The sequence below is a fragment of the Anthropogastromicrobium sp. genome (genome assembly GCF_037349415.1).
In the GTDB taxonomy this organism is placed as follows: domain Bacteria; phylum Bacillota; class Clostridia; order Lachnospirales; family Lachnospiraceae; genus Anthropogastromicrobium; species Anthropogastromicrobium aceti.
In genome coordinates this window covers 98,295-123,332 of record NZ_JAXWCK010000026.1, presented here as the reverse complement: position 1 = coordinate 123,332, position 25,038 = coordinate 98,295, and the positions used below count along the sequence as shown (strand labels likewise).

General features: G+C 43.2%; 21 protein-coding genes. 15 read left to right on the top strand and 6 right to left on the bottom strand.

Annotated features, from left to right (window positions below; genetic code table 11):
• The 14 genes from WJP93_RS04980 to WJP93_RS04915 form a co-directional block, all read left to right on the top strand.
• Positions 1–773: GBS Bsp-like repeat-containing protein (locus tag WJP93_RS04980; RefSeq protein ID WP_337547188.1), on the top strand; the 773-nt coding region annotated here is incomplete at its 5' end.
• 21 nt (positions 774–794) lie between these two features.
• Positions 795–2,363, top strand: coding sequence for a polysaccharide deacetylase family protein (locus WJP93_RS04975; RefSeq protein WP_337547187.1), 1,569 nt, complete (start codon positions 795–797; stop codon positions 2,361–2,363).
• Between the two features lie 93 nt (positions 2,364–2,456).
• Positions 2,457–3,029, top strand: a complete 573-nt coding sequence (pth, locus tag WJP93_RS04970; RefSeq protein WP_118612565.1) for an aminoacyl-tRNA hydrolase — start codon at positions 2,457–2,459, stop codon at positions 3,027–3,029.
• Between the two features lie 18 nt (positions 3,030–3,047).
• Positions 3,048–6,575 (top strand): transcription-repair coupling factor, encoded by a 3,528-nt coding sequence (mfd, locus tag WJP93_RS04965; protein WP_337547186.1) that lies wholly within the window; start codon positions 3,048–3,050, stop codon positions 6,573–6,575.
• Positions 6,576–6,675: 100 nt separating this feature from the next.
• Positions 6,676–8,145 (top strand): hypothetical protein, encoded by a 1,470-nt coding sequence (locus WJP93_RS04960; protein WP_337547185.1) that lies wholly within the window; start codon positions 6,676–6,678, stop codon positions 8,143–8,145.
• Positions 8,146–8,427: 282 nt separating this feature from the next.
• The gene (locus tag WJP93_RS04955) at positions 8,428–10,422 is read left to right on the top strand and encodes an NlpC/P60 family protein (RefSeq protein WP_337547184.1); all 1,995 of its coding nucleotides are present in this window, start codon (positions 8,428–8,430) and stop codon (positions 10,420–10,422) included.
• A gap of 119 nt (positions 10,423–10,541) precedes the next feature.
• Positions 10,542–11,027, top strand: a complete 486-nt coding sequence (locus WJP93_RS04950) for a cytidine/deoxycytidylate deaminase family protein (RefSeq protein WP_118612561.1) — start codon at positions 10,542–10,544, stop codon at positions 11,025–11,027.
• Between the two features lie 213 nt (positions 11,028–11,240).
• On the top strand, positions 11,241–12,677 hold the full coding sequence (gene purF / locus WJP93_RS04945; RefSeq protein WP_227101742.1) for an amidophosphoribosyltransferase: 1,437 nt from the start codon (positions 11,241–11,243) through the stop codon (positions 12,675–12,677).
• 28 nt (positions 12,678–12,705) lie between these two features.
• Positions 12,706–14,139 carry an adenylosuccinate lyase gene (purB, locus tag WJP93_RS04940; RefSeq protein ID WP_227101741.1) on the top strand — a complete coding sequence of 478 codons (1,434 nt, stop codon included), beginning with the start codon at positions 12,706–12,708 and terminating at the stop codon, positions 14,137–14,139.
• Between the two features lie 19 nt (positions 14,140–14,158).
• Positions 14,159–15,451 (top strand): adenylosuccinate synthase, encoded by a 1,293-nt coding sequence (locus WJP93_RS04935; RefSeq protein ID WP_227101740.1) that lies wholly within the window; start codon positions 14,159–14,161, stop codon positions 15,449–15,451.
• Between the two features lie 225 nt (positions 15,452–15,676).
• Positions 15,677–16,360 carry a PilZ domain-containing protein gene (locus WJP93_RS04930; RefSeq protein ID WP_337547183.1) on the top strand — a complete coding sequence of 228 codons (684 nt, stop codon included), beginning with the start codon at positions 15,677–15,679 and terminating at the stop codon, positions 16,358–16,360.
• Between the two features lie 5 nt (positions 16,361–16,365).
• Positions 16,366–17,319, top strand: a complete 954-nt coding sequence (locus tag WJP93_RS04925; RefSeq protein WP_337547182.1) for a hypothetical protein — start codon at positions 16,366–16,368, stop codon at positions 17,317–17,319.
• A 245-nt stretch (positions 17,320–17,564) separates the two neighbouring features.
• Entirely contained in the window at positions 17,565–18,461 is an 897-nt protein-coding gene (locus tag WJP93_RS04920; RefSeq protein WP_337547181.1) for a hypothetical protein, read from the top strand.
• Positions 18,462–18,560: 99 nt separating this feature from the next.
• The gene (locus tag WJP93_RS04915) at positions 18,561–19,553 is read left to right on the top strand and encodes a hypothetical protein (protein ID WP_337547180.1); all 993 of its coding nucleotides are present in this window, start codon (positions 18,561–18,563) and stop codon (positions 19,551–19,553) included.
• A gap of 654 nt (positions 19,554–20,207) precedes the next feature.
• On the opposite strand, the gene WJP93_RS04910 is transcribed toward WJP93_RS04915, so the two are convergent.
• From WJP93_RS04910 to WJP93_RS04895, 4 genes are all read right to left on the bottom strand, one after another.
• On the bottom strand, positions 20,208–20,477 hold the full coding sequence (locus tag WJP93_RS04910) for a Txe/YoeB family addiction module toxin (RefSeq protein WP_337547179.1): 270 nt from the start codon (positions 20,475–20,477) through the stop codon (positions 20,208–20,210).
• The gene (locus tag WJP93_RS04905; RefSeq protein ID WP_337547178.1) at positions 20,470–20,739 is read right to left on the bottom strand and encodes a type II toxin-antitoxin system RelB/DinJ family antitoxin; all 270 of its coding nucleotides are present in this window, start codon (positions 20,737–20,739) and stop codon (positions 20,470–20,472) included. The genes WJP93_RS04910 and WJP93_RS04905 overlap by 8 nt, the downstream gene beginning before the upstream one ends.
• A gap of 169 nt (positions 20,740–20,908) precedes the next feature.
• A complete protein-coding gene (locus WJP93_RS04900) occupies positions 20,909–21,934 on the bottom strand; it encodes an alpha-L-fucosidase (RefSeq protein WP_262536280.1) in 1,026 nt (341 codons plus the stop codon).
• Between the two features lie 48 nt (positions 21,935–21,982).
• Positions 21,983–23,161 (bottom strand): oligogalacturonate lyase family protein, encoded by a 1,179-nt coding sequence (locus WJP93_RS04895; protein WP_262536282.1) that lies wholly within the window; start codon positions 23,159–23,161, stop codon positions 21,983–21,985.
• Positions 23,162–23,345: 184 nt separating this feature from the next.
• Between WJP93_RS04895 and WJP93_RS04890 the strand changes: the two genes are divergently transcribed.
• Positions 23,346–23,861, top strand: a complete 516-nt coding sequence (locus WJP93_RS04890) for a shikimate kinase (RefSeq protein WP_227101738.1) — start codon at positions 23,346–23,348, stop codon at positions 23,859–23,861.
• On the opposite strand, the gene WJP93_RS04885 is transcribed toward WJP93_RS04890, so the two are convergent.
• On the bottom strand, positions 23,862–24,692 hold the full coding sequence (locus tag WJP93_RS04885; protein WP_337547177.1) for a DegV family protein: 831 nt from the start codon (positions 24,690–24,692) through the stop codon (positions 23,862–23,864).
• 150 nt (positions 24,693–24,842) lie between these two features.
• The gene (locus WJP93_RS04880; protein ID WP_066557662.1) at positions 24,843–25,037 is read right to left on the bottom strand and encodes a (2Fe-2S)-binding protein; all 195 of its coding nucleotides are present in this window, start codon (positions 25,035–25,037) and stop codon (positions 24,843–24,845) included.
• Between the last annotated feature and the right edge of the window lies 1 nt (position 25,038).

Genomic DNA, 25,038 nt, shown 5'->3' with positions numbered 1-25,038 from the left:
CCCATAAGGGAGAGAGCGGAGCATACACGACTCATATTTACCTATATGATAAAGCAGGAAAATTAGCACCATTAAAGGGTGTAAATGTAACAGTGCCATCAGCAGCCGTAACACCGCCGACACCGTCATCAAGCCTTTCAATTGGTGACGCTTCTATTACGGAACTTAGTGCATCGGGCTACCGAGTTACGGCAAAAATAAATGCACCGTCAGGAGTAAGCAAAGTATTGATGCCAACATGGACAAATGCAAATGGACAGGATGATCTAGTGTGGCATCAGGCAAGCGTAAGCGGTGATACAGCTACATTTTACGTGCCATCAAGTGCCCATAAGGGAGAGAGCGGAGCATACACGACTCATATTTACCTATATGATAAAGCTGGAAAATTAGCACCATTAAAGGGTGTTAATGTAACTGTTCCATCAGGTGCAAATCCTGGAGGCAGTTCAGGAAATAATAATGGCAGCGGTACAGGTGTGCTGTCGATGGCGATTCCGTATGTAACAGAATTATCATCAAATGGTTTCCGTGTTACGATTCAATTTAATGCACCTGCAGGCTATAAAAAGGTTTCAACTGCAGTGTGGACAGCAGCAAATGGACAGGATGATCTGGTATGGCATAACATGACCGTATCTGGAAACACAGCGACATGTTATGTTCCAGTAAGTGAGCATAAAAACGAGCACGGTTCATACATTGTGAATGCGTATGTATTTGAGACTGATACAAAATATGTACTTCAGGGAATGACCGTTCCAGTGCCGTAAACAAAGAAAATGGAGGAACAAATGGCAAAGAAAAGACGCAGCTGGGAAGACTATCAGAAAAAGAAAATAAAAAGAGGCCAATCAGGTGCGCCTATTGTCATACTTTTGGTGCTGCTTGTAATTGCATGTGCAGGTCTTGGTGTAGTGGCATGGGTATGCCTGCGCCCAGTGACGCTTCCACATGTGAAGCCAGATCAGGCATCATCGACGAAAGCACCTGTGGAATACGAAACATGGAAGGCAACAGAGGCGGCTGCGGATGGTGCTCTTGTACAAAGCAGTGATCCAGTCGTACAGGCTGCTAATTTAAAGGCAATGCAGTACGATTATGACGGTGCAATTGCACAGATTCAGTCAATACCTGGCTATGCAGATAATGAAACATATGTTAGCTGCATTCAAAGCTATGAGAGTTTGAAATCACAGGCTGTACAGTGGACAGATTATGATAAGATTACACATATCTTTTTCCATAGTCTTATTGTTGACAGCGAGCTTGCATTTGCAAGCTATAAGAGCAGTGATTATGATCAGGTAATGACAACCATCGAAGAATTTAAAGATATAATGCAGTCTATGTATGACAAGGGTTATGTTTTGATAAGCCTTCATAAGATTGCAAAGATGGAAACGCAGCCAGACGGTACTATGCAGATGGTGCAGCAGCCAATTTATCTTCCGAGAGGAAAAAAGCCATTTGTACTTTCCGAAGACGATGTATGCTATTATGAGTATATGACAGGAACTGGATTTGCGACAAAGCTCTGTCTTGATGAAAACGGTAAGGTTGTAAATGAGTATGTTGAGCGTGATGGAAGCGTATCATATGGTTCTTATGACGTTTTGACTGTTTTAGAGGATTTTATTGAAACACATCCTGACTTTTCTTATCAGGGTTCAAAGGGTATTCTGGCATTTACGGGATATGATGGTATTTTAGGCTATCGCACAAGTGATTTCTGGTACAATGAAAATTGTGACTATTACGTTTCTACACCTGCAAACGATAAAGAAAAGCGCGAAGATCATACGTCACCAAATGAAAATATTGAGCAGGACAAGCAGACAGCACGAGAAGTTGCACAGGCAATTCGCGATCTGGGCTGGGAGCTTGCCAGCCACAGCTGGGGTCATCTGAATATGACAAGTACAAGCTATGAACATCTTGTATGGGACACAGATATGTGGGAGCGCGAAGTAGAATCTATAATCGGAGATACAGATATTATTTTATATCCGTTAGGAGCAGATGTAGGAGACTGGAGACCATCACAGTATACATTTGAAAATGAAAAATTCAAAAAGCTCTGGGATGTAGGCTTTAGATATTTTTGCAACGTAGACAGTACTCAGTACTGGCTGCAGTATGGCTCAAATTACATGCGTCAGGGCCGCCGCAACATGGATGGTCAGATGATGTTTAAGCAGATGGTTTATCCAGAGAAGGTACTCACAAGTGATCTGTTTGACGTATATGATGTCTTTGACAGACGCAGACCGCTTCCTGTAAATGGTATCACAGTGCCAGAAGATTTTGATCTGCAGGCACTTGCCGATTCGCTTGGAATGAGTGACCGTATAATAAATTGAACTAACATGAGCGCCATCGGGGACAGGGACGCCGCGGCAATTGCTTTTTTAATGCCACCGTCCCTGTCCCCAGTGGCAGAAGGAGGAAAAAACATGTATATCATAGCAGGTCTGGGCAACCCAACCGCACAGTATAGAGGAACAAGACATAACGTTGGCTTTGAGGTTATTGATTACCTTGCTGACAAATACAATATTGATGTAACAACAAAAAAATTTAAGGGCTTAATTGGAACAGGCGCGATTGAGGGACAAAAGGTTGTTCTAGTAAAGCCTCAGACCTTCATGAATTTAAGCGGAGAGTGTATTCAGGAGGTCATGAATTACTACAAAACAGATATCTCTGATTTAATTGTAGTATATGATGATATTAACCTAGAGCCAGGACAGCTTCGCGTGCGCGGTAAAGGAAGTGCAGGCGGTCATAATGGTATGAAAAATATCATTCTGCATTGCAATTCACAGGATTTTCCAAGAGTGCGTGTCGGAATCGGAGCAAAGCCGCCAAAGATGGATTTAGCAGATTTTGTACTCAGCCATTTCCAGGGCGAAGAAAAAAAGGCAATGGAAGATGGCTACAAAGAAGCAGCAGATGCAGTATGCTCCTTAATGAACAACGGACTAGAGGCAACCATGAATCATTATAACCAGAAGAAAACAAAATAATGATAAGGAGGGTCAATTGTGGGTATTTTTGCAAATCCGCTGACGGACCTGCTGGAATATGAAGACTTTTCAAGAGATTTTTTGAAGGGAACAGATCCAGTGGGCATGACAGGCTGTATTGACTCCGAGAAGGTGCATTTTATGAGCACCTTTCTTGGAGAGAAAAAAGTGCAGCTTGTTGTGACGTACAATGAACAGCGGGCAAGGGAAATTGAAGAAGATTATAAATTATTTTGCAGTCAGGTCTATGTGATTCCACCGCGTGACCTGATCTTTTTTAGCGCAGATCTGCAGGGAAATGCCATCATTGCAGAGCGCATGAAGGCATTTGCAGCACTTTATCAAAACGAGGCGAAGGTTATCATCACGACAATAGATGCGCTCATGAGCGCGGCAGTGCCGTTTGAACAGCTGATGAGTCATGTGATAAAGCTAAAAGAAGGTGATGAGCTTGATCTTGAAAAGCTAAAGCATGACCTGACTGTGATGGGATATGAGCGTGTAGGACGTGTGGAGGAGCCAGGACAGTTTACTGTTCACGGAGGTATTGCTGATGTATATCCATTGACAATGGAGGTTCCGGTTAGAATCGAGCTTTGGGGAGATGAAATAGATACGATTCGCTGCTTTGAACCGCAGAGCCAGCGCTCAATGGATCAGATCGAGTGCGTATCTGTTTTTCCAGCGGCAGAGGTGATCGCAGATGATACGGCAAGACGGCGTGCTGCGGGAATGATTCAAAATGAGCTTGAGAGCCAGTTAGCTGTCTTTAAAAAAGCAAAGGAGCCAGACAAGGCGAAGCGTCTTCGCGAGGAGACAAACCGCATATTAGAGGCACTTGGTGAAGATGTTGTATTAGAGGCACCAGACAGCTATATAAGCTATTTTTATCCGCGCACTGTTCAACTTTCTGAATATTTTGATGAGAAGAACACGTTAGTTTTCCTTGATGAGCCGATGCGTCTTAAAGAGCGCGGTGATGGTGTGCAGGCTGAGTTTGAGGAAAGCATGAAAAATCGTCTGGAGCAGGGCTTTCTTTTGCCAGGTCAGACAGCACTTTTAACACCGGCAAAACATGTGCTTGCTGCTTTTGAGCGCGGTCAGGTTGCAGCACTGTCTTCACTTGACAGCCGCCTGGCTGACTTTACGGTGGTAAACAGCTACGCAGTAAATGTTCAGAACATGAACACATATCGTGAAGGTTTTGAACTTTTAATTAAGGATCTGACACACTGGAAGAAGGAAAAGTACCGAATTGTCCTTTTGTGTCCGTCAAGAACTCGTGCAAACCGCATTGTCAATCAGCTTATAGAGTATGATCTTTTGGCATATTACAGCGAGGACGAGGATAAAAAGATAAATCCAGGTGAGATCATGGTTACTTACGGAAACCTTCACCGTGGCTTTTTATATCCGATGCTAAAATTTGCTGTTATCACAGAGAGCGATATCTTTGGTGTTAAGAAAAAGAAAAAAGAAAAAAAGAGCCACTATCAGGGTCAGCGAATAAGTGATTTTGCGCAGCTAAAGCCTGGTGATTATGTGGTGCATGAAAATTATGGACTGGGAATTTATCGCGGAACAGAGCGACAGATTGTGGATAAGGTAACAAAAGATTATATTAAGATAGAATATGGTGATGGCGGAAAGCTGTATTTTCCTGTCACACAGCTTCATATGATACAAAAGTATGCTGATTCAGAGTCTAAGCAGCCAAAGCTTAACAAATTGAACGGCCAGGAGTGGACAAAAACAAAAAGCCGTGTTCAAAAAGCAGTCAACAACATTGCAAAGGAGCTTGTGGAGCTGTATGCAGTGCGCCAGAGTGGTCACGGTTATCAGTATGGAACAGACACTGTATGGCAGAAAGAATTTGAAGAGCTTGTACCATTTGATGAGACAGCAGATCAGCTTGCAGCAATTGATGCGACAAAAGCTGATATGGAAAGCACGAAAATCATGGACCGCTTAGTGTGCGGTGATGTAGGCTACGGAAAAACAGAGATTGCCATCAGAGCTGCCTTTAAGGCTGTGCAGGACAGTAAGCAGGTCGTATTTCTTGTGCCGACAACTATTCTTGCTCAACAGCATTACAATACATTTGTTGAGCGAATGAAGGACTATCCAATTCGAATTGAACTTTTATCACGCTTTCGCACGTCAGCGCAGATCAAGGCATCACTTGAGCGCTTAAAAAAGGGTCTTGCCGATATTGTAATAGGAACGCATCGTGTGCTGTCAAAGGATGTTGTATTTAAAGATCTAGGCCTTTTGATTATTGATGAGGAACAGCGCTTTGGTGTCACACACAAGGAAAAGATTAAGCAGCTTAAAAAAGACGTTGACGTGCTGACACTAACGGCAACACCGATTCCGAGAACACTTCATATGAGTATGATAGGCGTGCGCGATATGAGTGTGTTGGAGGAAGCACCGTATGAGAGAAGACCGATTCAGACATATGTAATGGAAATGAATTGGGAAATGGTTCGCGAAGCAATAAACAGAGAGCTTGCCAGAGACGGACAGGTTTACTATGTGTATAATCGTGTCAAGGATATTGATCAGATTACGGCACAGATAGCAAAGCTTGTGCCAGATGCAAATGTTGCCTTTGCACATGGTCAAATGTCAGAGCGTCAGCTAGAACAAATCATGATGGACTTTGTTAACGGTGATATAGACGTGCTTGTTTCCACAACTATTATAGAGACAGGCTTAAACATTCCAAACGTAAATACTATTATCATCCACGATTCTGACCGCTACGGACTTGCACAGCTGTATCAGTTAAGAGGACGTGTAGGCCGTTCAAACCGCACTGCCTATGCTTTTATCATGTATCAGCGAAACAAGATTTTAAAAGAAGAGGCTGAAAAGCGTCTTCAGGCAATTCGTGAGTATACAGATCTTGGTTCAGGTATTAAGATAGCCATGCGTGATCTGGAAATTCGAGGCGCTGGAAATCTGCTTGGCAGTGAGCAGCACGGTCATATGGAAGCAGTAGGCTATGATTTGTACTGCAAGATGTTAAATATGGCTGTCAAAAAAGAAAAGGGTGAGCTTGAGATGGAGGAAACCTTTGAAACAACGGTGGACATTCCAATCAGCGCTTACATTCCAGACAGCTATATACGAAACGAAGAAGACAGGATGGAAATCTACAAGCGTATTGCAGCAGTCGAGACAGAGGAAGAGTCAATGGATATGATCGACGAGCTTATCGACCGTTTTGGAAGTGTTCCAAAGCCAGTCACCAATTTGCTTGAGGTGTCAATCCTTCGTGCGGATGCGCATTCTCTCTATATTAAAGAAATCAAGTCCTCGTCAACAGAGATTCGCCTGTTCATGCATCCAAGAGCAAAATTTGACACGATGCGTGTGCCGGATCTGATACAGTCTTACCGAGGTGCACTTCGTCTGCTTGACAAAGACAATCCTTATTTCTTATTGAGGGCAGGAGATGGCGCAGTCAAAGAAAAAACGCTGACATTGAAAACATTGAAAAAACTGTTAAGCGATATAAAAACGTTGATTGTTTCATAAAATCATGCTAAAATGAAAAGCAAAGTTCACGAGGCGCCCGATAAAGAAGATGCACTTCGGAGCGTTGATAGAGAATATAGAAATAGAGTGAGGTAAATTTATGAACCGAATTATGAAGTATGCAGCAGCAGCCTTCGCAGCAGCTACTGCCGTTAGTACATTAGGCGGATGCGAACAGTTAGAGAAAAAGGCACCAGAGGATACAGTTGCTGTTTCATTTGGCGATACAAATATCATGCTGGATGAGGTTACTTATATGATACGTTCCATGGAGTATACCTATGAATCCTATTTTGGATCAAACATCTGCGGCAACGATATGGGCGATGGTTCAGGCATGACAGTCGGTGATTACATCAAGCAGATGTCTCTGTCACAGCTTCGCCAGACACTTGTATTAAATGAGTATGCAAAGAAAAATGGCATTGAGTTAAGTGATGATCAAAAAGCAAAGGTAGATGAGGCAATTGAAAAGCTTCAGACAGAATCAGAGGATTATCTGGAAGCAGTCGGCGCAACAGATGAGCTGATTGAAAAGACATATACAGAGAATGCAATTGCAAATCTTGTTTATATGGATCTTGTTGCTGATGTTGATACGACAGTTGGTGATGATGAGTTCCTTCGCAAAAAGATCGCATATGTAAAGCTGACGCCAAGTGAACTGACAGAGACGACAGCAGCCGATGGGGCAACTACAGAAGTGTCAAGTGATGAAGACAGCAGCGAAGAATCATCTTCTATAGAGAATACAGAAGCAGAATCAGAAAGTGCATCCAAGGATGTAACGACTTCCACAGAAGAAGCAAGCAGTGAAAAAGCATCAACTGAGGCAGTATCAACTGAGGAAGCATCAAGCGAGAATGTTTCAAAACTTTCCTCTGAGGCATCCACTGAAGATTCAACTGAGGTAGAAACACTTTCAGAAGAAGAGCAGGAACGTCAGGATGCGATGAACGATGCAGCAGACAAGATCCTTAAGGAATTTGAGGAAGGAAATGATGCAGCAGACTTTATCAGTGATTATCAAAATGACAGTCACTTTACTGCAACAAATTCTGAGATTTCCATTAGTGAGGATGGAACTGCTGTATATAATGCAGCTGCATGGGCGCTGGCAACAGACGAATGCACTGTATATAGAAGCGATGACGGCAGCATCTACATCATCCGCTGTCTTGATGATAACGATGAGGAAGCACGTCAGAGTGCCATCGATTCAGAGATCGAAAGCAGAAAGACAGCATTGTTCTCAGAGAAATATGCCGAGATTCAGGACGATTCTTCCAAGTTTAAGGTAGATGAGGATGTGATTGACACAATCCGCTTTACAACTCCGGTTTACGTAGCACCAAGCGAGGAAGAAACATCAGAAAGTGAAACTAACGGAGAAGAAACCTCAGAAAGTGAAACTAACGGAGAAGAAACCTCAGAAAGTGAAACTAGTGGTGAGGAAACCTCAGAAAGTGAAACTGGCGAGGAAGAATCAACAAAAGAAGAAAAATCAAGTGAGTCTGATGAGTCAGAGGAAGCGGTAAGTGAAGCTTCTTCAGAGGAAGAGAGTAAATAATTAAGAGCCACCTAATATCGGGAAAGGCACAGTAAAGTGTCATTTTCCCGATTGCAAGTGGCTTTTTTGGCGAAAAACGCGCTCTCTTTCTTAATCGTTATCCCGATTTCACTTGACATCTCGTAATAATTTTGTTATAATGCCCCTCGAAGTGTAATAATTTTGTAATATTTAGTAATAGTTCACTCGTGAATTGTTACTGCGAAACTAGCGAGGGAGTGCAAGCTTACTCGCTCGCAGATAAGAATGTAAAGAGGTTTTATAAAGAAAGGCTTGGTATATATGAAGATCAAAGGAAACAGATTTGTTACGTCAATATTAGCAGCGTCTATGCTGTCTGGTACATTTTTTGTTCCGGCATCCGCAGGTGAGCTTGAGGGTGAGAGCGCAATCGCAGGCATGGCTGTTACATTGAATAACTACTACGCAGGAGAGGAAACTCCGGATGAGGCAATCTTAGATTATCTTGTTCCTAAGGCTCAGGCAACATCTGAGGCTGAGAGTGAGACAGAAACCGAAGAGCCAAAAACCGAAGAGCCAAAAACCGTTATGGCCGCTACTGTTGCTGTCACTTCAGATGCTTCTAATGTAGGACTGGTAAGCGCAGCAGGTTACTTAAACGTGCGTGAACAGCCATCCACAGGCAGTGTAACAGTCGGAAGACTTTTCAGTAACTGCCAGGTTAACATCAAAAGTTCCGTAAACAACAGCGAAGGCAGCTGGTATCGTATCACTTGCGGCGATGTAGAAGGTTATGTAAGCGCAGCCTACGTATTAGTTGGCACAGCAGCCAAGACTGCTGAGGACAATATCCAGAACCGCTATGCAGTTGTTACAGCAGATCAGTTAAATGTTCGCGACAGTGCATCTGACAGCGCAAATGTTGTTGGAACTGTATACAAGGATGAAGAGTACGCAATCATTGAGGATCAGGGTGATTTTGTAAAGATACATATTGCAAATGATGAGGTTGGATATGTTTCAAAGTCCGGCATCACCATTAAGACTCAGTTCGCTCAGGCTCAGAAGGTAGACAATGAATTTGTATCTCAGGAACTGGAGAACTTCATGATCGATATCAACTACTCCAGAAACGTATACGAGCAGGCAATGGCAGAGGGAACAGGCGAAGGCTACTATCGTGCATATGCAGCTATCGTTTATGCAGCAGAGCTTCTTGGTTACTACAGCGAATTTGCAGCAGATTCTGGATTAGAAGATCTGGCAGCAACCTCAAAGCAGGAGCAGGAAAGCGCACTTGCACTTGCAGATGCAGCATATAAGTTAGCATCAGATTCCGGCTACTTTACTCAGGTTGCAGAATCAGTAGCATCAAGCGAGGCAGCAGCAGAATCCTCCGCAGCAGCAGAGTCTGTACAGGAAACTCAGACACAGCCATCAACAGATGCATCTTCTGAGGGAAATACAACAAGTAATACAGCTGAGACAACAGCACCAAGCAGCTCAGCATCTGATGAAACCATAAGTGTAGAAGTTCCGACTGCAGCATCTGTAACAGGCATTGAGGCTTGCTATCAGGGCGGTACAAAGTATGTGGGTGATGTTGTCTACACCGCAGAATTGTTTGTAAGAGTAAGCTACAGCGATGGAACTGTAAAGGATATTTACGACGGATGGTATTCACCACAGGTAGGTATGACCTTAAAGCAGGAGGGCTACAATGTTGTAACCATGTATTATGGTGATTTTAGCTCCAACCTTGAAGTATATGCAAACCCGGCACCGACTCAGGCAACCCAGCCGGCAGCCCCAGAGACACAGCCAGCGGCCCCAGAGACTCAGCCGGCAGCTCCAGCGCCAGCACCAGAGACACAGCCAGCAGCTCCAGCACCAGCCCCGGAGACTCAGCCAGCGGCACCGGAGACTCAGCCGGCAGCACCGGCACCAGCACCAGCTCCAAGCGGTAATGGACAGTCTATCGTAGACTATGCAATGCAGTGGGTAGGACAGTGTAATTATGTATGGGGCGGTACAAACCTGACACCAGGAGGCGGTGTTGACTGTTCTGGATTTACCATGAACGTATACGCAGCATTCGGTATCAGCCTTCCGCACTACTCCGGCGAACAGATCAACTATGGACAGGCTGTATCATACGAGCAGCTGCAGCCAGGTGATCTTATCTGCTTCTCAGGCCATGTAGCAATCTATATCGGCGGCGGCATGATGGTTCATGCAGCAAGTGCAGAGAGAGGTATCGTAGTAGATAATGTATTCTATAACAAGCAGCCGATCGGATATCGTCGTCTTGTATAAATAGTTAAAATTCAAGGCCGTCTGTCAGAGTTGACAGGCGGTCTTATTTTCGTGTATTATAACCGTAAGAAACGAAGACATTAACAGTTAACGTTAACTGGGAAAGAAGGTAATATTGCATGAGACGTGATAAAGTCAATTACTATCTGGATCTGGCAGAGATCGTATCCCAACGAGGAACCTGCCTTAGACGCCGCTACGGTGCTGTTATCGTAAAAAATGATGAGGTGGTATCTACTGGCTATGTTGGTTCCCCGCGAGGACGCAAAAACTGTACTGATTTAGGTTTTTGTATCCGACAGAAACTTCAGATTCCAAGGGGTGAGCGCTATGAATTGTGCAGAAGCGTTCACGCTGAGGCAAATGCCATAATCAGTGCATCAAGAGATCAGATGATCGGAAGCTCTTTATATTTGACAGGAGTAGAAGCAGATACAGGTGAATATGTAAAAAATTCCAACAGCTGCTCCATGTGTAAGCGAATGATCATAAATGCAGGAATCGAGACTGTATATGTGCGTGATGATAAAGATAATTACCGAGTCGTAAAGGTAGCAGACTGGATTGAAAAGGATGAATCACTAGAGGGCACATTCGGGTACTAAGCAAAACATGAAATTTGGCTAATTTCATCTTGATTTTCGACAGGCGGTCATATATAATTAGGGGTGGTGTCCATGCGGCAGATTTGTTCGTGTGCGTTTGGCAGAAAAGAATGCAAGAAGCGTAAAGGCACCATGAAACCTAGGCTGGCGAAGCAAATGGTAAAAGGGCTTCGTCTGTGTGAGAATGTCACAACAACAGGAAGGAAAAGACAAATGATACATCAGCAATACGAAGTAGATGACCATCTTCATGAAGAATGCGGCGTGTTCGGCATTTACGACATGGATGGCAATGACGTAGCGTCGACTATTTATTATGGTCTTTTTGCTCTGCAGCACAGAGGTCAGGAGAGTTGCGGTATCGCGGTAAGCGACACTAGCGGTCCCAAAGGACTAGTACTGAGTCATAAAGGAATGGGTCTGTGCAACGAGGTGTTTACCCCGGAAGACTTAGAGTCAATGAAAGGAAACATCGGTGTAGGCCACACCAGATACTCGACGGCAGGTAGTTCTACGAGAGAGAATGCACAGCCGCTTGTATTAAACTACATCAAAGGAACACTAGGCCTGGCACATAATGGCAACCTGATCAATACGCCGCAGCTGCGCCAGGAGCTTGCAAGAACAGGTGCAATCTTTCAGACGACAATCGATTCTGAGATTATCGCGTACATGATTGCAAGAGCCAGAGTTGAACAGCCGACCGTACAGGCAGCTGTCGCAGAGGCGATGAAAAAAATCAAGGGAGCGTATTCACTTGTTGTCATGAGTCCGAGAAAGCTCATTGGAGCAAGAGATCCATATGGCTTTAGACCGCTGTGTATCGGAAAGCGTGGCAATGCCTATATACTGGCATCAGAAAGCTGTGCACTTGACACTATCGGTGCTGAATTTGTCCGTGACGTAGAGCCGGGCGAGATCGTCACCATCACACAAAAAGGAATTGAATCAAACCGAAGCATGTGTATCCCAAAGGAGCAGCATGCAAGATGTATTTTTGAATATATTTATTTTGCCAGACCAGATGCCTATATTGATGGCGTAAGTGTATATGAGAGCCGTCTGATTGCAGGACGTTCTCTTGCAAAGCATCACCCAGTTAATGCTGATCTTGTTGTCGGTGTTCCGGAGTCTGGTAATGTCGCAGCTATGGGTTATGCGATGGAGAGCGGCATTCCGTATGGCATGGCATTTGTAAAGAACAGCTATGTCGGCAGAACCTTTATCAAGCCAAAGCAAAGCAGCCGCGAGTCAAGTGTTCGCATTAAGCTGAACGTACTTACAGAGGCTGTAAAGGGAAAGCGTGTCATCATGATTGATGACTCAATCGTGCGTGGAACCACAAGTGACCGTATTGTAGGTATGCTTCGTGAGGCAGGTGCAAAGGAAGTTCATGTAAGAATCTCCTCACCGCCGTTCTTGCATCCGTGTTACTTTGGAACTGATATTCCATCTGAGGATCAGCTGATTGCACACAACAGAAGTGTAGATGAAATCTGTAAGATTATCGGAGCTGATTCCCTCGCATACTTAGACGAGGAATGTCTGTATGAAATGTCAAAGGGACTTGGCATTTGTACTGGATGCTTCAATGGCAAATATCCGCTGGATCCGCCGACAGAGGACATCCGCGGCGACTATCAAAAGTAAAAAGATATAGAAGAAAGGTTGGTTTACTATGGCAACAGATCGTTATACAAGCCCACTTTCCGAGCGCTATGCCAGCAAGGAAATGCAATATATTTTTTCACAGGATAAGAAGTTTACCACATGGAGAAAGCTGTGGATCGCACTTGCAGAGAGCGAGAAGGAGTTGGGATTAAATATTACAGACGAGCAGATCGCTGAGCTTAAAGAGCATCAGAATGATATCAATTATGATGTTGCAAAGGCGAGAGAGAAGGAAGTTCGTCACGATGTTATGTCTCACGTTTATGCATATGGTGTACAATGTCCAAAGGCAAAGGGTATCATCCATCTGGGTGCAACCAGTTGCTATGTAGGTGACAACACTGATATGATCATCATGCGTGAGGGACTGCAGCTTGTAAAGAAGAAGTTAGTCAATGTCATTGCTGAGCTGGCAAAGTTTGCAGACCGCTACAAGGCGCTGCCGACACTGGCATTTACTCATTTCCAGCCGGCACAGCCAACCACAGTCGGAAAGCGTGCAACGCTTTGGATGATGGAGCTTGTGCAGGATTATGAGGATATCTGCTATGTAATCGATTCCTTAAAGCTTCTTGGCTCTAAGGGAACAACAGGTACACAGGCATCCTTCATGGAGCTGTTTGACGGTGATCATGCAAAAATCAGAAAACTGGATCAGATGATCGCAGATAAGATGGGCTTTGCTGGTGTATATCCTGTTTCTGGACAGACCTACTCCCGTAAGGTAGACAGCCGTGTATTAAATGTACTGGCTGGTATTGCAATGAGTGCACATAAGTTTACAAACGATGTGCGTCTTCTGCAGCACTTAAAGGAGGTTGAGGAACCATTTGAGAAGCATCAGATCGGTTCTTCTGCAATGGCATATAAGAGAAATCCAATGAGAAGTGAGCGTATTGCTTCTTTGGCAGACTATGTGATCTCAGATGCTATGAATCCGATGCTTGTCGCTTCAACTCAGTGGTTTGAGCGTACACTTGACGATTCTGCAAACAAGAGAATCAGTATTCCAGAGGGCTTTTTGGCAGTTGACGGTATTCTTGATCTTTATCTGAATATCGTAGACGGAATGGTTGTTTATGAGAAGGTAATTCACAAGCATCTGATGGCAGAGCTTCCATTTATGGCAACAGAGAATATCATGATGGATGCAGTAAAGGAAGGTGGAGACCGTCAGGAGCTGCATGAGAAGATCCGCCAGCTGTCCATGGAGGCTGGACGTAATGTCAAGGTAAACGGTCTTGACAACAACCTGCTTGATTTGATTGCAGCAGATGATACATTCCACCTGACAAAAGAGCAGCTGCAGCAGTGCATGAATCCAGAGCGTTACACAGGACGTTCTAAGGAGCAGGTAGAGGATTTCCTCGCAGAAGTAATAAATCCAATCCTTGCTAAGAACAAGGAAGACCTTGGTATGACAGCAGAGATTAACGTATAAGAAAGGTAAGGTAACTGATATGGCAAGAGCAATTGTAGGCGCCAATTGGGGCGACGAGGGTAAAGGTAAAATTACGGATATGTTAGCACAGGAGTCTGACATTGTAATCCGTTTCCAGGGCGGAAGCAACGCTGGACATACAATTATCAACAATTATGGAAGATTTGCAATGCACCTTCTTCCATCCGGCGTGTTCTCACAGCACACTGTAAATATCATTGGAAATGGTGTTGCACTGAACATTCCGTATTTTATAAAGGAGTTAAACAGCTTAACTGAGCAGGGCGTTCCGAAGCCAAACATTATGGTTTCTGATCGTGCACAGATCCTGATGCCATATCATGTAGCACTGGATACCTACGAGGAAGAGCGTCTGGCAGGAAAATCCTTTGGTTCAACACGTTCCGGTATCGCTCCGTTCTACTCTGATAAGTATGCAAAGATTGGCTTCCAGGTAAGCGAGCTGTTCGGAGATATGGACGAGTTAAAGGAAAAGTGCGAGCGCATCTGCACCTTAAAGAATGTTATGCTTGTTCATCTGTACCACAAGGATCCATTAAATGCAGATGAGATTTTCAATACACTTATGGAATACAAGGAGATGATCGCTCCTTACGTAGCAGATACAGGACTTTACCTGCATCAGGCAATCAAGGAAGGAAAGAAGATTCTGTTAGAGGGACAGCTTGGTACCTTAAAGGATCCAGATCATGGTATCTACCCGATGGTAACTTCTTCCTCTCCATTAGCAGCATACGGTGCAATCGGCGCAGGTATCCCGCCATATGAGATCAATGAGATCACAACAGTTGCAAAGGCATATTCTAGTGCAGTAGGCGCAGGTGCATTTGTCAGCGAGATCTTCGGTGAGGAGGCTGATGAGCTTCGTAAGCGCGGTGGTGATAAGGGTGAGTTTGGTGCTACCACAGGCCGTCCGAGACGTGTGGGATGGTTTGATGCAGTTGCAACAAGATATGGCTGCCGTGTGCAGGGAGCAACAAGCGTTGCACTTACAGTACTTGACCCGTTAGGCTACTTAAAGGAGATTCCGATGTGCGTAGGCTATGAGATCGACGGCGTTGTAACAAAGGATTTCCCAACCACTCAGAAGCTTGAGAAGGCAAAGCCGGTATACAAGGTACTGCCAGGCTGGAACTGCGATATCCGCGGAATCCGCAATTACGAGGATCTGCCAGAGGCTTGCCGCAACTATATCGACACCATCGAGCAGGAGATTCAGGTTCCGATCACACTCGTATCAAACGGACCGGGAAGAGAAGAGATCATCCACAGAGAGTCAAAGTTAAAGTAATATTTACAAATAAAAAGAGCAGGCAGGGCATCCCCTGTCTGTTTTTTTGAAGCGAAAAATATAGTAGACTTTCTAATGTTTATGTGTTAAAATGAAGCCGTGAAAAGTGCCAAAAACCGCCTAAAATGGCGGAAAATGACACTTTTAGAAAATTAAGTTCTGGGTAAAACAGCTTTGGAAAGTCAGACAGGAAATTCTCAGATCAGACAAGGAGCTAAAGAATAAATGGCAGGAACATTACAAATCAAACACGGGGCAAAGATGCGTGTGGCATATGACGCACCAGTCGGTCAGGAACCAAAATTTAATATGGTATGCACATTTAATAAGGCGATTGACGAGTCAGCGTTTCTTGTATCAGTTCCAATGGTTGGAGGAAAGGCGCTGATTCCAGAAGATACTCAGAAGATGCTGTTCCAGTATGGAGAAGGCGATGATGCACAGATCATTGCAGGCTATGTAGATGATACGGTAAAAGAGGGTATACGCCGTTATTGGAAGGTTCGCCGTGTCACGGAGCAGCGACAGTTAATCAAACGTATTGATGTCCGTATGAAGATTGAACTTCCAGTTCAATTCATGCAGGATACATGGGCACTCAACTCAGATGGTGAAATAGATAAGGAACAGGGACAGACAATGGATATCTCCAACAATGGTCTTGCTGTTTACATGAACCATTGGTTTGATGTTGGAGAAAGCTGTATCTTCACGCTGCCCCGAATAGGAACAGTATCATCCGGACAGAAATCACATGATGTGGTAGGAGTTGTCTGCTGGATGCGTGAACTGCCAAAAGGCGGTGCTTTTCGTTTTGTAGCAGGTATTCAGCTGCGCTTTGCAGATCTTGAAGAGCGCAAACAGATGCAGGAATATGTGGCTTATGTAAAGAAAAGGTATAAGCTGTAAATGTCATGAAACTAGGAAAAAATAAAAAACAAAAGACGGATCAAATTATACGTATCGAAGAGCTTGAAGCTTTGATGCAAAAATATGGTGACGATTTAAAGCCAGAAGATATGGAAGATATCGTTAGCATGTATATGCCTCATAGAAAGCGCCGAAAACTTGGAGCTGCCCTGCTTCGTCTTGACAAGCTGCAGTTACTTCTATTAACGTTAATGCTAGTTGTCTGCATCCTCTTTATTACTGCATTCATGCAGGAGAAAATGGGCAACTTCACTATTAACCTGAACCGACTGGAGCTGTACAGAAAGGGTGTCAGTATAGCAGATACTGGAGACTTCAAGGGTGCGACAGCACGACTTACTGCAAGCACAGTAAAAGATGCGACAAACATCTCAATTGACGATATTCCTGAAGATGTGGATGACATAGAAGGCGGTCATAATGGAAAAAACTATATGGCGTACACCTATTATCTTAGAAATGCAGGAAAGGAAGATTTAGGCTATGTTGCATCCATTACACTTGACTCATGCTCAAAAGGTGCAGAAGAAGCAGTCAGAGTAGCAGTCTGGAGAAATGGAGAACGCACTGTTTATGCAGAACCGTCTGCAAATGGAGAGCCAGAAGAAGGATGCGTAAATTTTGAGTCCGACACGATTGTGTGCAGCTATGAAGAAACAAATTTCCTTGTCGGAAACGTAGATAAATACACAATTGTAATATGGATGGAAGGCGATGATCCAGAATGCGTAGACCGCATTATCGGAGGAAGCGTCGAGCTTAACATGAATATAGACTCAGACTACGACGATCAGTCAAGTCTGTTATGGAAATTTGTTACCGATATTAAAGATACACTGTTTGACGACAAGCCAATTGATGCCGCCGGAAACGAAGCACCAAACGACAGTTATTACAGTGACAGGGTAATCACCTGGGAAAATAGAAGAAATCAGTAAGATATAAGCGGTGCCACAACCACCGATTATATATAAGGGGGAGATTCCATAAGGGAATTTTCCAGCGGCTGAATAATAAAAAAGACCGAATAAAAGATAGATTTGTATTGAGATCATATCCTCACCGAAAACTGCAGAGGAGATAACTCAATTAACCGGGCCCGGTGAGAGCTTGATCTGAGTACAAAAGCCTTGTCCGATAAAAAAATATACATTTCAGCCGTAAAGGATTGGAGGAAATTATAATGAAGAAAGAAAATTTAGGAAGCGTAAAAGCTCTTAAAAAACAGCTTGGCGCAGCGGTTGCCATGGTATGCGTTGCCGCTGTAGCGCTCGGATCAAGTACATATGCGTGGTTTGTAAGTAATAATACGGTTGATGCAACTGTAAGCAGTATTTCTGCACAGTCAAATGCAGCGTATCTAACTATTGATAATGTTAACACGATGGCAAATGCAGGAACACAGACAGCTGTAACATTAACAGAGAATCCTACAAAACTGTATCCATCTCGTCCACATCAGGCAGAGGCAGGAACAAAGACTGACTGGGCGGCTGGTACTGCACCTTCAGCTTTAGCTTGGCAGACTGCTTATGCGGCAGATGCTGCTAAATCCGATGTTCAGACTGATACAGCAGGCAAAGGCATTTACTATGACCTTACCCATACCGATTCTTTGGTAACCGGTACAACTGGTTATGTAGTAACTTCTCAAGTATATGTATCTTCTAGCCAGGGTGCATTTAACAGTCTGAAAATTGATAGCATGAGCGTTACAGGTACTGCTACAGGTGAAAATGCAAAGAACGACATCGTAAATGCCGTTGGTGCATTGGTATCTTGCGGAAACGAGTGGGAGCTGTGGGAGTATGATGCAGCCTTAAATGAAAATGCAGTTGGTTGGAAACAGACAGCTAAGTCAACTAATTCTTTATCTGGTGCAACAGATACTACTTTTGGTGAAGCCATTACTGACAATAAAGTTCTGACAGTTAATATTTCCCTGTTCTATGATGGTGATTATGAAACAATTAAGACAGCAAATTTTGACAATCTTGGTCAGGCAAAGGTTGCTCTTGGTTTCTCTGCAACACCTGTACAGCAGGGTGTAAACGGAAATTATACTCAGGGAACTAAATAATAATATCGCTCTCCACGGTTGTGGCGTGGAGGGCATACTAAAAAGCAGAAGATGTTTCTTCTACTTTTTGGTATGTCAAAAGAAAAGGATATGATGGAGATGAAAACGAAAAGTCAAAAATTAAAAATACAGCTTATGGGAGCTATACTGAGTGCATTTGTCAGTGCATTCGCCTTAACATCTGCCACTTATGCCTGGTATGTGGCAAATAATAAGGTCACATCTGAAACGAGTTCCATTATGGCAGAAGCCAATGGATTTATGCTTCAGATTGTAAAATTAGGCGATACACTTGATCATGGAAGCGATACTGCACTTGTTTCGGCAGTAGAGGGTCATAAAATCAGCCCAGCTTCTACAGAAGATGCAAAATCATGGTGGGTTCCGGAAAACTGGAATGCCGATATGAATGTGGCAACTTACCTGCATCCTACATGGGATATTGATGAAAAAGGAAATACATTGTATGGTCAATATACTGTTAGTGATGAAACATACTATGCATATGCTGTTGGTGAATATACTCTATATACATTAACCAATACTGGAATCTGTGATGTATATCTGGATGGTTCGAATCCAGAAGGAGCTGTTCAGGTAACTATAAAAGATGCTGATGGGAAAGAAACAGCTGTGAATGATAAAGTAGCAGCTTCTCTTCGAGTCGGAATTACAATTGATGCTGGAAAAGGATCTGGCGAAGAATTGGTACTGGTTTATGCACCCAAAGCAGAAGATATCAATGCTCATGGGAATGATGTGAACTCAACTAACGGCTGGAGTGTGGTAAAAGATAGCAATTCAACAAAAAAGCCATCTTATCCATATGTGTATGAAAAAAACTATACATGGACGGATTCAGCAGATGGAAAAATGTACAATTATGCAGCCACAAAAGATGGATTCAGCTATATACTGCCTACCGGAAATGCACGGAAAATTGCATCTGGTGTAGATTATGATGGAAATACAACCATGCGAGTTTACATCTGGATGGAAGGAACTGATGCGGACTGCATTAGCCGTATTGTAGATGGCGATGAAAGACAATTTAATGTGACAGTACATTTGGCAGGTGTTTCTGCTGAATAAGGATGCAAATATGAATTGAAAGGTCATGGCACAAGCCGTGGCTTTTCTTTTGCTCCGATATCCCTATATTGTCTACTATCCCCAATCTCATCCACGTATTTTCAGCACATCTGATGAATTGCTATTTCCCCGACTTCTGGTATAGTCATGCAACTGAAAAGAGAACACTCAGAAGGGAGAAATGCAATATGCGAAAGAAGCAGGACATCATGTGGGAGCAAAGTACATTATGGGAATCGGTGGAGAAATGGGTGACTAAGTATTTGAAAAAGAATCACTCAGAACAACCACGGTGACAGGAACGGTGGCCATTAATTCATAATGCAGATTTGGAATTGAAACATCCGGATGTAGAAAAATGTAAGTATGAATTTAAAAAATTCGCAGATAAACATGATCAGTTAATTCTGAGTATGAAGAAAAACGGACTGTCCATGCGGAAGTGCTTTGGATTTTAAATTAAAAAAGTAAAAAAGGCTCCGACATAAGTCTTTTGCTGAGAAAGTAGTATATGTCGTATGAAATCCCATCAGCATAAATCCTAAACACAGTGGCTATAATTCAGTCTATAAGACTGAATGATGCTGCCGGAACTAGTTAAGGAATCCCACGGTTTTAACCGTGGGATTATGTCAAATGGATAACCACAATTTTTTATTTGTCGCCGTAATGTCCACGGCAAGTAGCAATATAAATTCGACCATTTTCAATGTGATATACAAGACGATTTTTTTCATCAATTCTACGACTGAACTCGCCTTGCAAATCTCCCTTTAATGCTTCAGGATTTCCGATCCCTTCTAATTCGCCATTTCGCTCAATATCCTTAATGAGCTGATTGATACGCTTCAGTGTTTTTTTATCTTGAAGCTGCCAGTAAAGATAATCTTCCCAGGCTTCATCCGACCAGATTTTTTCACTCATCTTCAACCTCAATCAGTTCATGTGCCGTACCTTTTCCTGTGCGAAGTTCCTGAACTGCTTTCCTAACATGAGTCATATTGATTTCAGAGTAGAAAGGATCGGGATTCTGTGCAATTTCAAACGGAATCCGATTTTCACGAATAACCGCTTTCACAAACATATTGATTGCAGTCGAAGCGTTAAGCCCGACATTAGAACAAAACGCATCAAATTCCATCTTATCTTTAGCATCTACTCGTGCGGTAAGAGTTGCCTGTGCCATAAAAACATCTCCCTTCTGTGTTCTAACTACTTATATTATATCTCTATTGTATGCAAATAGCAAGCTATCAGAATACATTTAACAAATATTTCATATTTCTAATGTTGCTACAAAATAAGAGCCTTGCCGAAGCAACAACCACGGTGACAGGAACGGTGGCTTTTCCTAATTATTTTTCATAAAGCTTTGCAGCTTCACGTAAAACCTTCTGGCTGGCAAGCGGGATGCGGCCGAGTCCGTCTGGTCCAACGTTAAGCAGATAGTTGATACCCATACCGTTTAATTTCTTGCGGTTTGCAGCAATGATTTCTGGGCTCTTCCAGTTCTGATCGTGAGCAGAGAAGCCCCATGTGCGGTTGATGGTAGCAGCAGTCTCATACAGTCCGTATGGAGATGGCTTGAAGCCGTCAATGCCGTTCATCAAAGCTGGGTCAAACTCAGTGTTTTCAGGCATAGAATCTGGAATCTCGTTGTCGCCAAGTGATACATAATCGTAAGCACCGTTTCCAAGACGGGAGTTGATCAGGCAGTCAGGCTGATACTTCTTGATAGCATCGAACAGTGCGCGGCTTTGATGTTCTTTTAAGGTCATTGGCATATCAAACCAGATCAGGCAAAGTTCACCGTAGTTACGAAGAATCTCTTCAACCTGCGGATAAATCTTTTCATTAAAGCAGCGGTCAAAGTTTTTGTTTGCAGCATCCGGGAAGTCCCAGCTATTGTCCCATGTAACACCCTGGCTTGGAATGTGGTTTGACAGATAGCCGCCGCCGTCCGGATGATGCCAGTCAAGATCCTGAGAATAGTAAAGACCCATCTTTAAGCCATGCTTGTAGCAAGCTTCTGCAATCTCGCCGATAACATCACGTCCAAATGGAGTTGCGTCAACAACATTGTATTTGTCAACCTTTGAGTGGAACATAGCAAAACCATCATGGTGCTTGCTGGTGACAACAAAATATTTCATGCCGCAGTCCTTTGCAAGCTTAACCCATTCCTCAGCATCGAAAAATACTGGATTAAATGCTTTTGCCAGTTTTCCATACTCTGCATTCGGGATTGCCAGATTTGCCTGAATCCATTCAGCGTAAACACCACTGTAGCGATCCTTATACTCGCCTGCAAGAAGTGAGTACAGACCCCAGTGAACCATCATTCCATACTGTGCTTCCTTGAACCATTTTCTCATGTCCATAATTATTCCCTCCAAAAAATAAAGTGTAAAAATAAATAAACGCCAGCACTAATTATTAAGCATTACCTGATAAATGCAGGGCAGTCCTTCACGGTCAGATACAAAAATAATACTCTTGTTGTCCTCAGAAAAGCACGGATGCGGATGTGAATCCTGCGGATTTCCATGCTTAGCCAGCCAAGATGTGCCATGATAACAAAGCTTCTTTTCTGTGCGTTTTTTGACATCAATCAGATAGATAAAATCATTGCTTATGGTATTGGCTTTTTCTTTCAGCATTTCCTCTGTCAAAAGGTGAATTGGAACATCGCTTCCTTGAGAGTCACCGACCATGTACTCATTTTTCTTATCACAGATAAAATGTGCAAACGGAGAACATGGCATTAGAATTTCTTCTTTTAATGTTTCAGGATCCATAAGGCGGATGTTTTCAATCTTGTCGCCAGTTGTTTCACGGTAAACGTAAGCAAATTTAGAACCATCAGGAAGCCAAAATTCATGTGTCAAAATCAGATCAGATGGTTGCTTGCGGCAGCAGCGATAACGGCTGCCATCGCTTTTAATCAGCCATAGTCTGGCGTCAATCAGATCATAAGGTCCTTCATGACAAAATAAAATCGTATCCGGATCATTTGGACGAATCTGTGTATGACCAAACCAACAATGATCTTCAAGTACTACGTGGCTCTTTCCTGTTTCTACATCAATGTAGACAATGCGGCATAATGGCTTAGCCTGGCAAGTAAGCGCAAAAAAGTTCCATCCGGCGCTTCCATCACGCGGAGGCAGTGTGTCTTGCCTTGTCTCAACAATCGACATAAAACGATTGTCACTGCTCATGCCAGGTGCAGAACCGCTCCAGCCTTCTGGTGTTTCGTAAAAGCAGTGCGTTTCAAGCGTCTGCGCATCCATCGCGTAAAAGCGGTTGTTTTGCTGATAAAAGATGGTTTTGTCGTCATGTGAAAACATGGCGCTGTCCTGACCGACACCGTCTCCCTCTGTGATCTGGCGAATCTCACCGTTATGGAGATTGAGTGTATAAAGCTGACGTCCCTCGTCACGCTTCTGGCAGATTAAAAGATATTGTCCGTCAGATGTAGTCATGCGGTTATAAAAATACATGTGGTGACTAAGTATAGACGGATCCGTCAGGCGTTTTACAACAGTGCCAGTGTGTGGATCTGTGTATTCTGAAAATGTGCTGTGAAAAATTTGTCCCTTACTCATAAGAATACGTAAAAACCTCCTGCATTTGTGCTGCTAATTATAATTTTACCAGAAATATATACAAAAGCAAGCATATAAGATAAAAAATATGGAAGTATGTGTTTGCTTTTGCTATAATAAAAAGCGGATAACTATTCAGAAATATCAAAACAGTAACACCATTAAAACACGAGAGGGCAAAAATATGGAGACGATGCAGGGAAAGAAAAACATTGTACTGATTGGAATGCCGGGAGCAGGAAAGAGCACGGTTGGGGTTGTGCTGGCAAAGAGACTTGGCTATCGCTTTATGGATTCAGATCTTGTTATTCAGGAGCAGACAAAAAAGCTGCTTCATGAACTGATTACCGAGCATGGAGTAGATGGCTTTCTGAAAATTGAGGAAGATATCAATGCAGGGTTAGACTGTGAACAGGCAGTGATTGCAACTGGAGGAAGTGTAATCTATGGTGAAAAGGCAATGGAGCATCTGCGCAAGATCGGCTGTGTTGTCTACTTAAAGCTTTCTTATAAAGAAATTGAGGATCGTCTTGGCGATCTGACGGCGCGTGGTGTTGCATTGAAAAATGGACAGACACTCAAAGATCTGTACAATGAGCGCTGTCCATTATATGAAAAGTATGCACATATCGTGCAGGAATGTGATCACAAGCGGGTTAGAGAAATCGTTCAGGAGCTTGCGTCACAAGCAAATGCGTAATTAACACTCGCATCCAATCAAAATACCGCCTTTTTCAGCATAGTAGCTGCAAAGTCCGCGGCAGTGTCTAAACTGGACATCTGCCTGCGGATATTTTTTATAGATTTCTGCCTGAATGCTTTCGGCAAGCGCTGCATTTTCGATATGGCTGATGCGCACCTTGCCGCCGTGATAGCCTGCAGTGTCGAGCTGTTCCATAATAGAAGCAACAAGCTTTTTAGAGCTGCGGCATTTGCCAATCGGATGAATGCGTCCCTCTTCGCTTGCTGTGTTAAGAATCGAAATGCCTAAGATGCCGATGGCAGAAGCAACTGCTTTGTTAATGCGGCCGTTGGCTGCTAGATTATGAAGAGACTTTAAGGCAAAGAACAGACGCGTTGTGTGAATATATTCATCAGCAATACGAATTACTTCATCATATGATGTATCGGAAGCGACAAGTTCCTCAAGCTTTTCAATAAAGAGCCATAGTTCAGGTCCGGTAGTCAGTGTGTCAAAGATATGGATTTTTACTTCAGGATGCTGCTGCTCATAAATAGACTTTGCGGATAATGCAGAGTTGAGTGTTCCGGAAAGTGCGCTAGTCATTACTGCAACGTAAATCACATCGGCACCTTCAAAGCAGCTTAACCAGCTTTCAATGCTTGGGCATGCCGTGTAAGAGCGTCCCTTGTGAGCAGAAAGATAATCAAGCATCTCGCGTGTATTTAGATTGCCGTCATCTAAAAAAGAGCGCTCATCTGTAGAGATAGTCAAAGGTGCTGTACGAAACTGACCATCTGCACTGTCAAAAAGTTCGCAAGAAGAGTCGGAAATAATTCTGGTAATCATATATCATAACCTCCATTGTTTTTGAAAAAAATATTATCTGGTTTTGAAAACTACATAATCTAGTAATAGTATAACAGATAATTATAAAAAAACAACTGGTAAATGACAAGAAAAAAGAAGATCACCCGTTTTTGGATGATCTTCTTTTTTTTATTTATCCATGATCTCGGAAATAGCGTCTAAGATCTTTCCGTGACATCCACCGCATCCAGTAGAGCAGTGGGTGATTTTTTGTACTTCCTCAAACGTCTTTTCTACATCGCTGAAAGTAGGACTGTTGTGCAGCGCTTCTGCGACATCAAAGTACGTTACATTTTTACAATTGCAAATGGTATAATTTTCCATG

Excerpts from the sequence above, each read along its gene's own strand:
- WJP93_RS04960 (WP_337547185.1), top strand. The coding sequence starts at position 6,676 with ATGAACCGAATTATGAAGTATGCAGCAGCAGCCTTCGCAGCAGCTACT.
- WJP93_RS04955 (WP_337547184.1), top strand. The coding sequence starts at position 8,428 with ATGAAGATCAAAGGAAACAGATTTGTTACGTCAATATTAGCAGCGTCT.
- WJP93_RS04920 (WP_337547181.1), top strand. The coding sequence starts at position 17,565 with ATGAAGAAAGAAAATTTAGGAAGCGTAAAAGCTCTTAAAAAACAGCTT.
- pth (WP_118612565.1), top strand. The coding sequence starts at position 2,457 with ATGTATATCATAGCAGGTCTGGGCAACCCAACCGCACAGTATAGAGGA.
- WJP93_RS04950 (WP_118612561.1), top strand. The coding sequence starts at position 10,542 with ATGAGACGTGATAAAGTCAATTACTATCTGGATCTGGCAGAGATCGTA.
- WJP93_RS04905 (WP_337547178.1), bottom strand. The coding sequence starts at position 20,739 with ATGGCACAGGCAACTCTTACCGCACGAGTAGATGCTAAAGATAAGATG.
- WJP93_RS04900 (WP_262536280.1), bottom strand. The coding sequence starts at position 21,934 with ATGGACATGAGAAAATGGTTCAAGGAAGCACAGTATGGAATGATGGTT.
- WJP93_RS04975 (WP_337547187.1), top strand. The coding sequence starts at position 795 with ATGGCAAAGAAAAGACGCAGCTGGGAAGACTATCAGAAAAAGAAAATA.
- WJP93_RS04895 (WP_262536282.1), bottom strand. The coding sequence starts at position 23,161 with ATGAGTAAGGGACAAATTTTTCACAGCACATTTTCAGAATACACAGAT.
- WJP93_RS04935 (WP_227101740.1), top strand. The coding sequence starts at position 14,159 with ATGGCAAGAGCAATTGTAGGCGCCAATTGGGGCGACGAGGGTAAAGGT.
- WJP93_RS04910 (WP_337547179.1), bottom strand. The coding sequence starts at position 20,477 with ATGAGTGAAAAAATCTGGTCGGATGAAGCCTGGGAAGATTATCTTTAC.
- WJP93_RS04930 (WP_337547183.1), top strand. The coding sequence starts at position 15,677 with ATGGCAGGAACATTACAAATCAAACACGGGGCAAAGATGCGTGTGGCA.
- WJP93_RS04915 (WP_337547180.1), top strand. The coding sequence starts at position 18,561 with ATGAAAACGAAAAGTCAAAAATTAAAAATACAGCTTATGGGAGCTATA.
- purF (WP_227101742.1), top strand. The coding sequence starts at position 11,241 with ATGATACATCAGCAATACGAAGTAGATGACCATCTTCATGAAGAATGC.
- purB (WP_227101741.1), top strand. The coding sequence starts at position 12,706 with ATGGCAACAGATCGTTATACAAGCCCACTTTCCGAGCGCTATGCCAGC.
- WJP93_RS04890 (WP_227101738.1), top strand. The coding sequence starts at position 23,346 with ATGGAGACGATGCAGGGAAAGAAAAACATTGTACTGATTGGAATGCCG.
- WJP93_RS04885 (WP_337547177.1), bottom strand. The coding sequence starts at position 24,692 with ATGATTACCAGAATTATTTCCGACTCTTCTTGCGAACTTTTTGACAGT.
- WJP93_RS04880 (WP_066557662.1), bottom strand. The coding sequence starts at position 25,037 with ATGGAAAATTATACCATTTGCAATTGTAAAAATGTAACGTACTTTGAT.
- WJP93_RS04925 (WP_337547182.1), top strand. The coding sequence starts at position 16,366 with ATGAAACTAGGAAAAAATAAAAAACAAAAGACGGATCAAATTATACGT.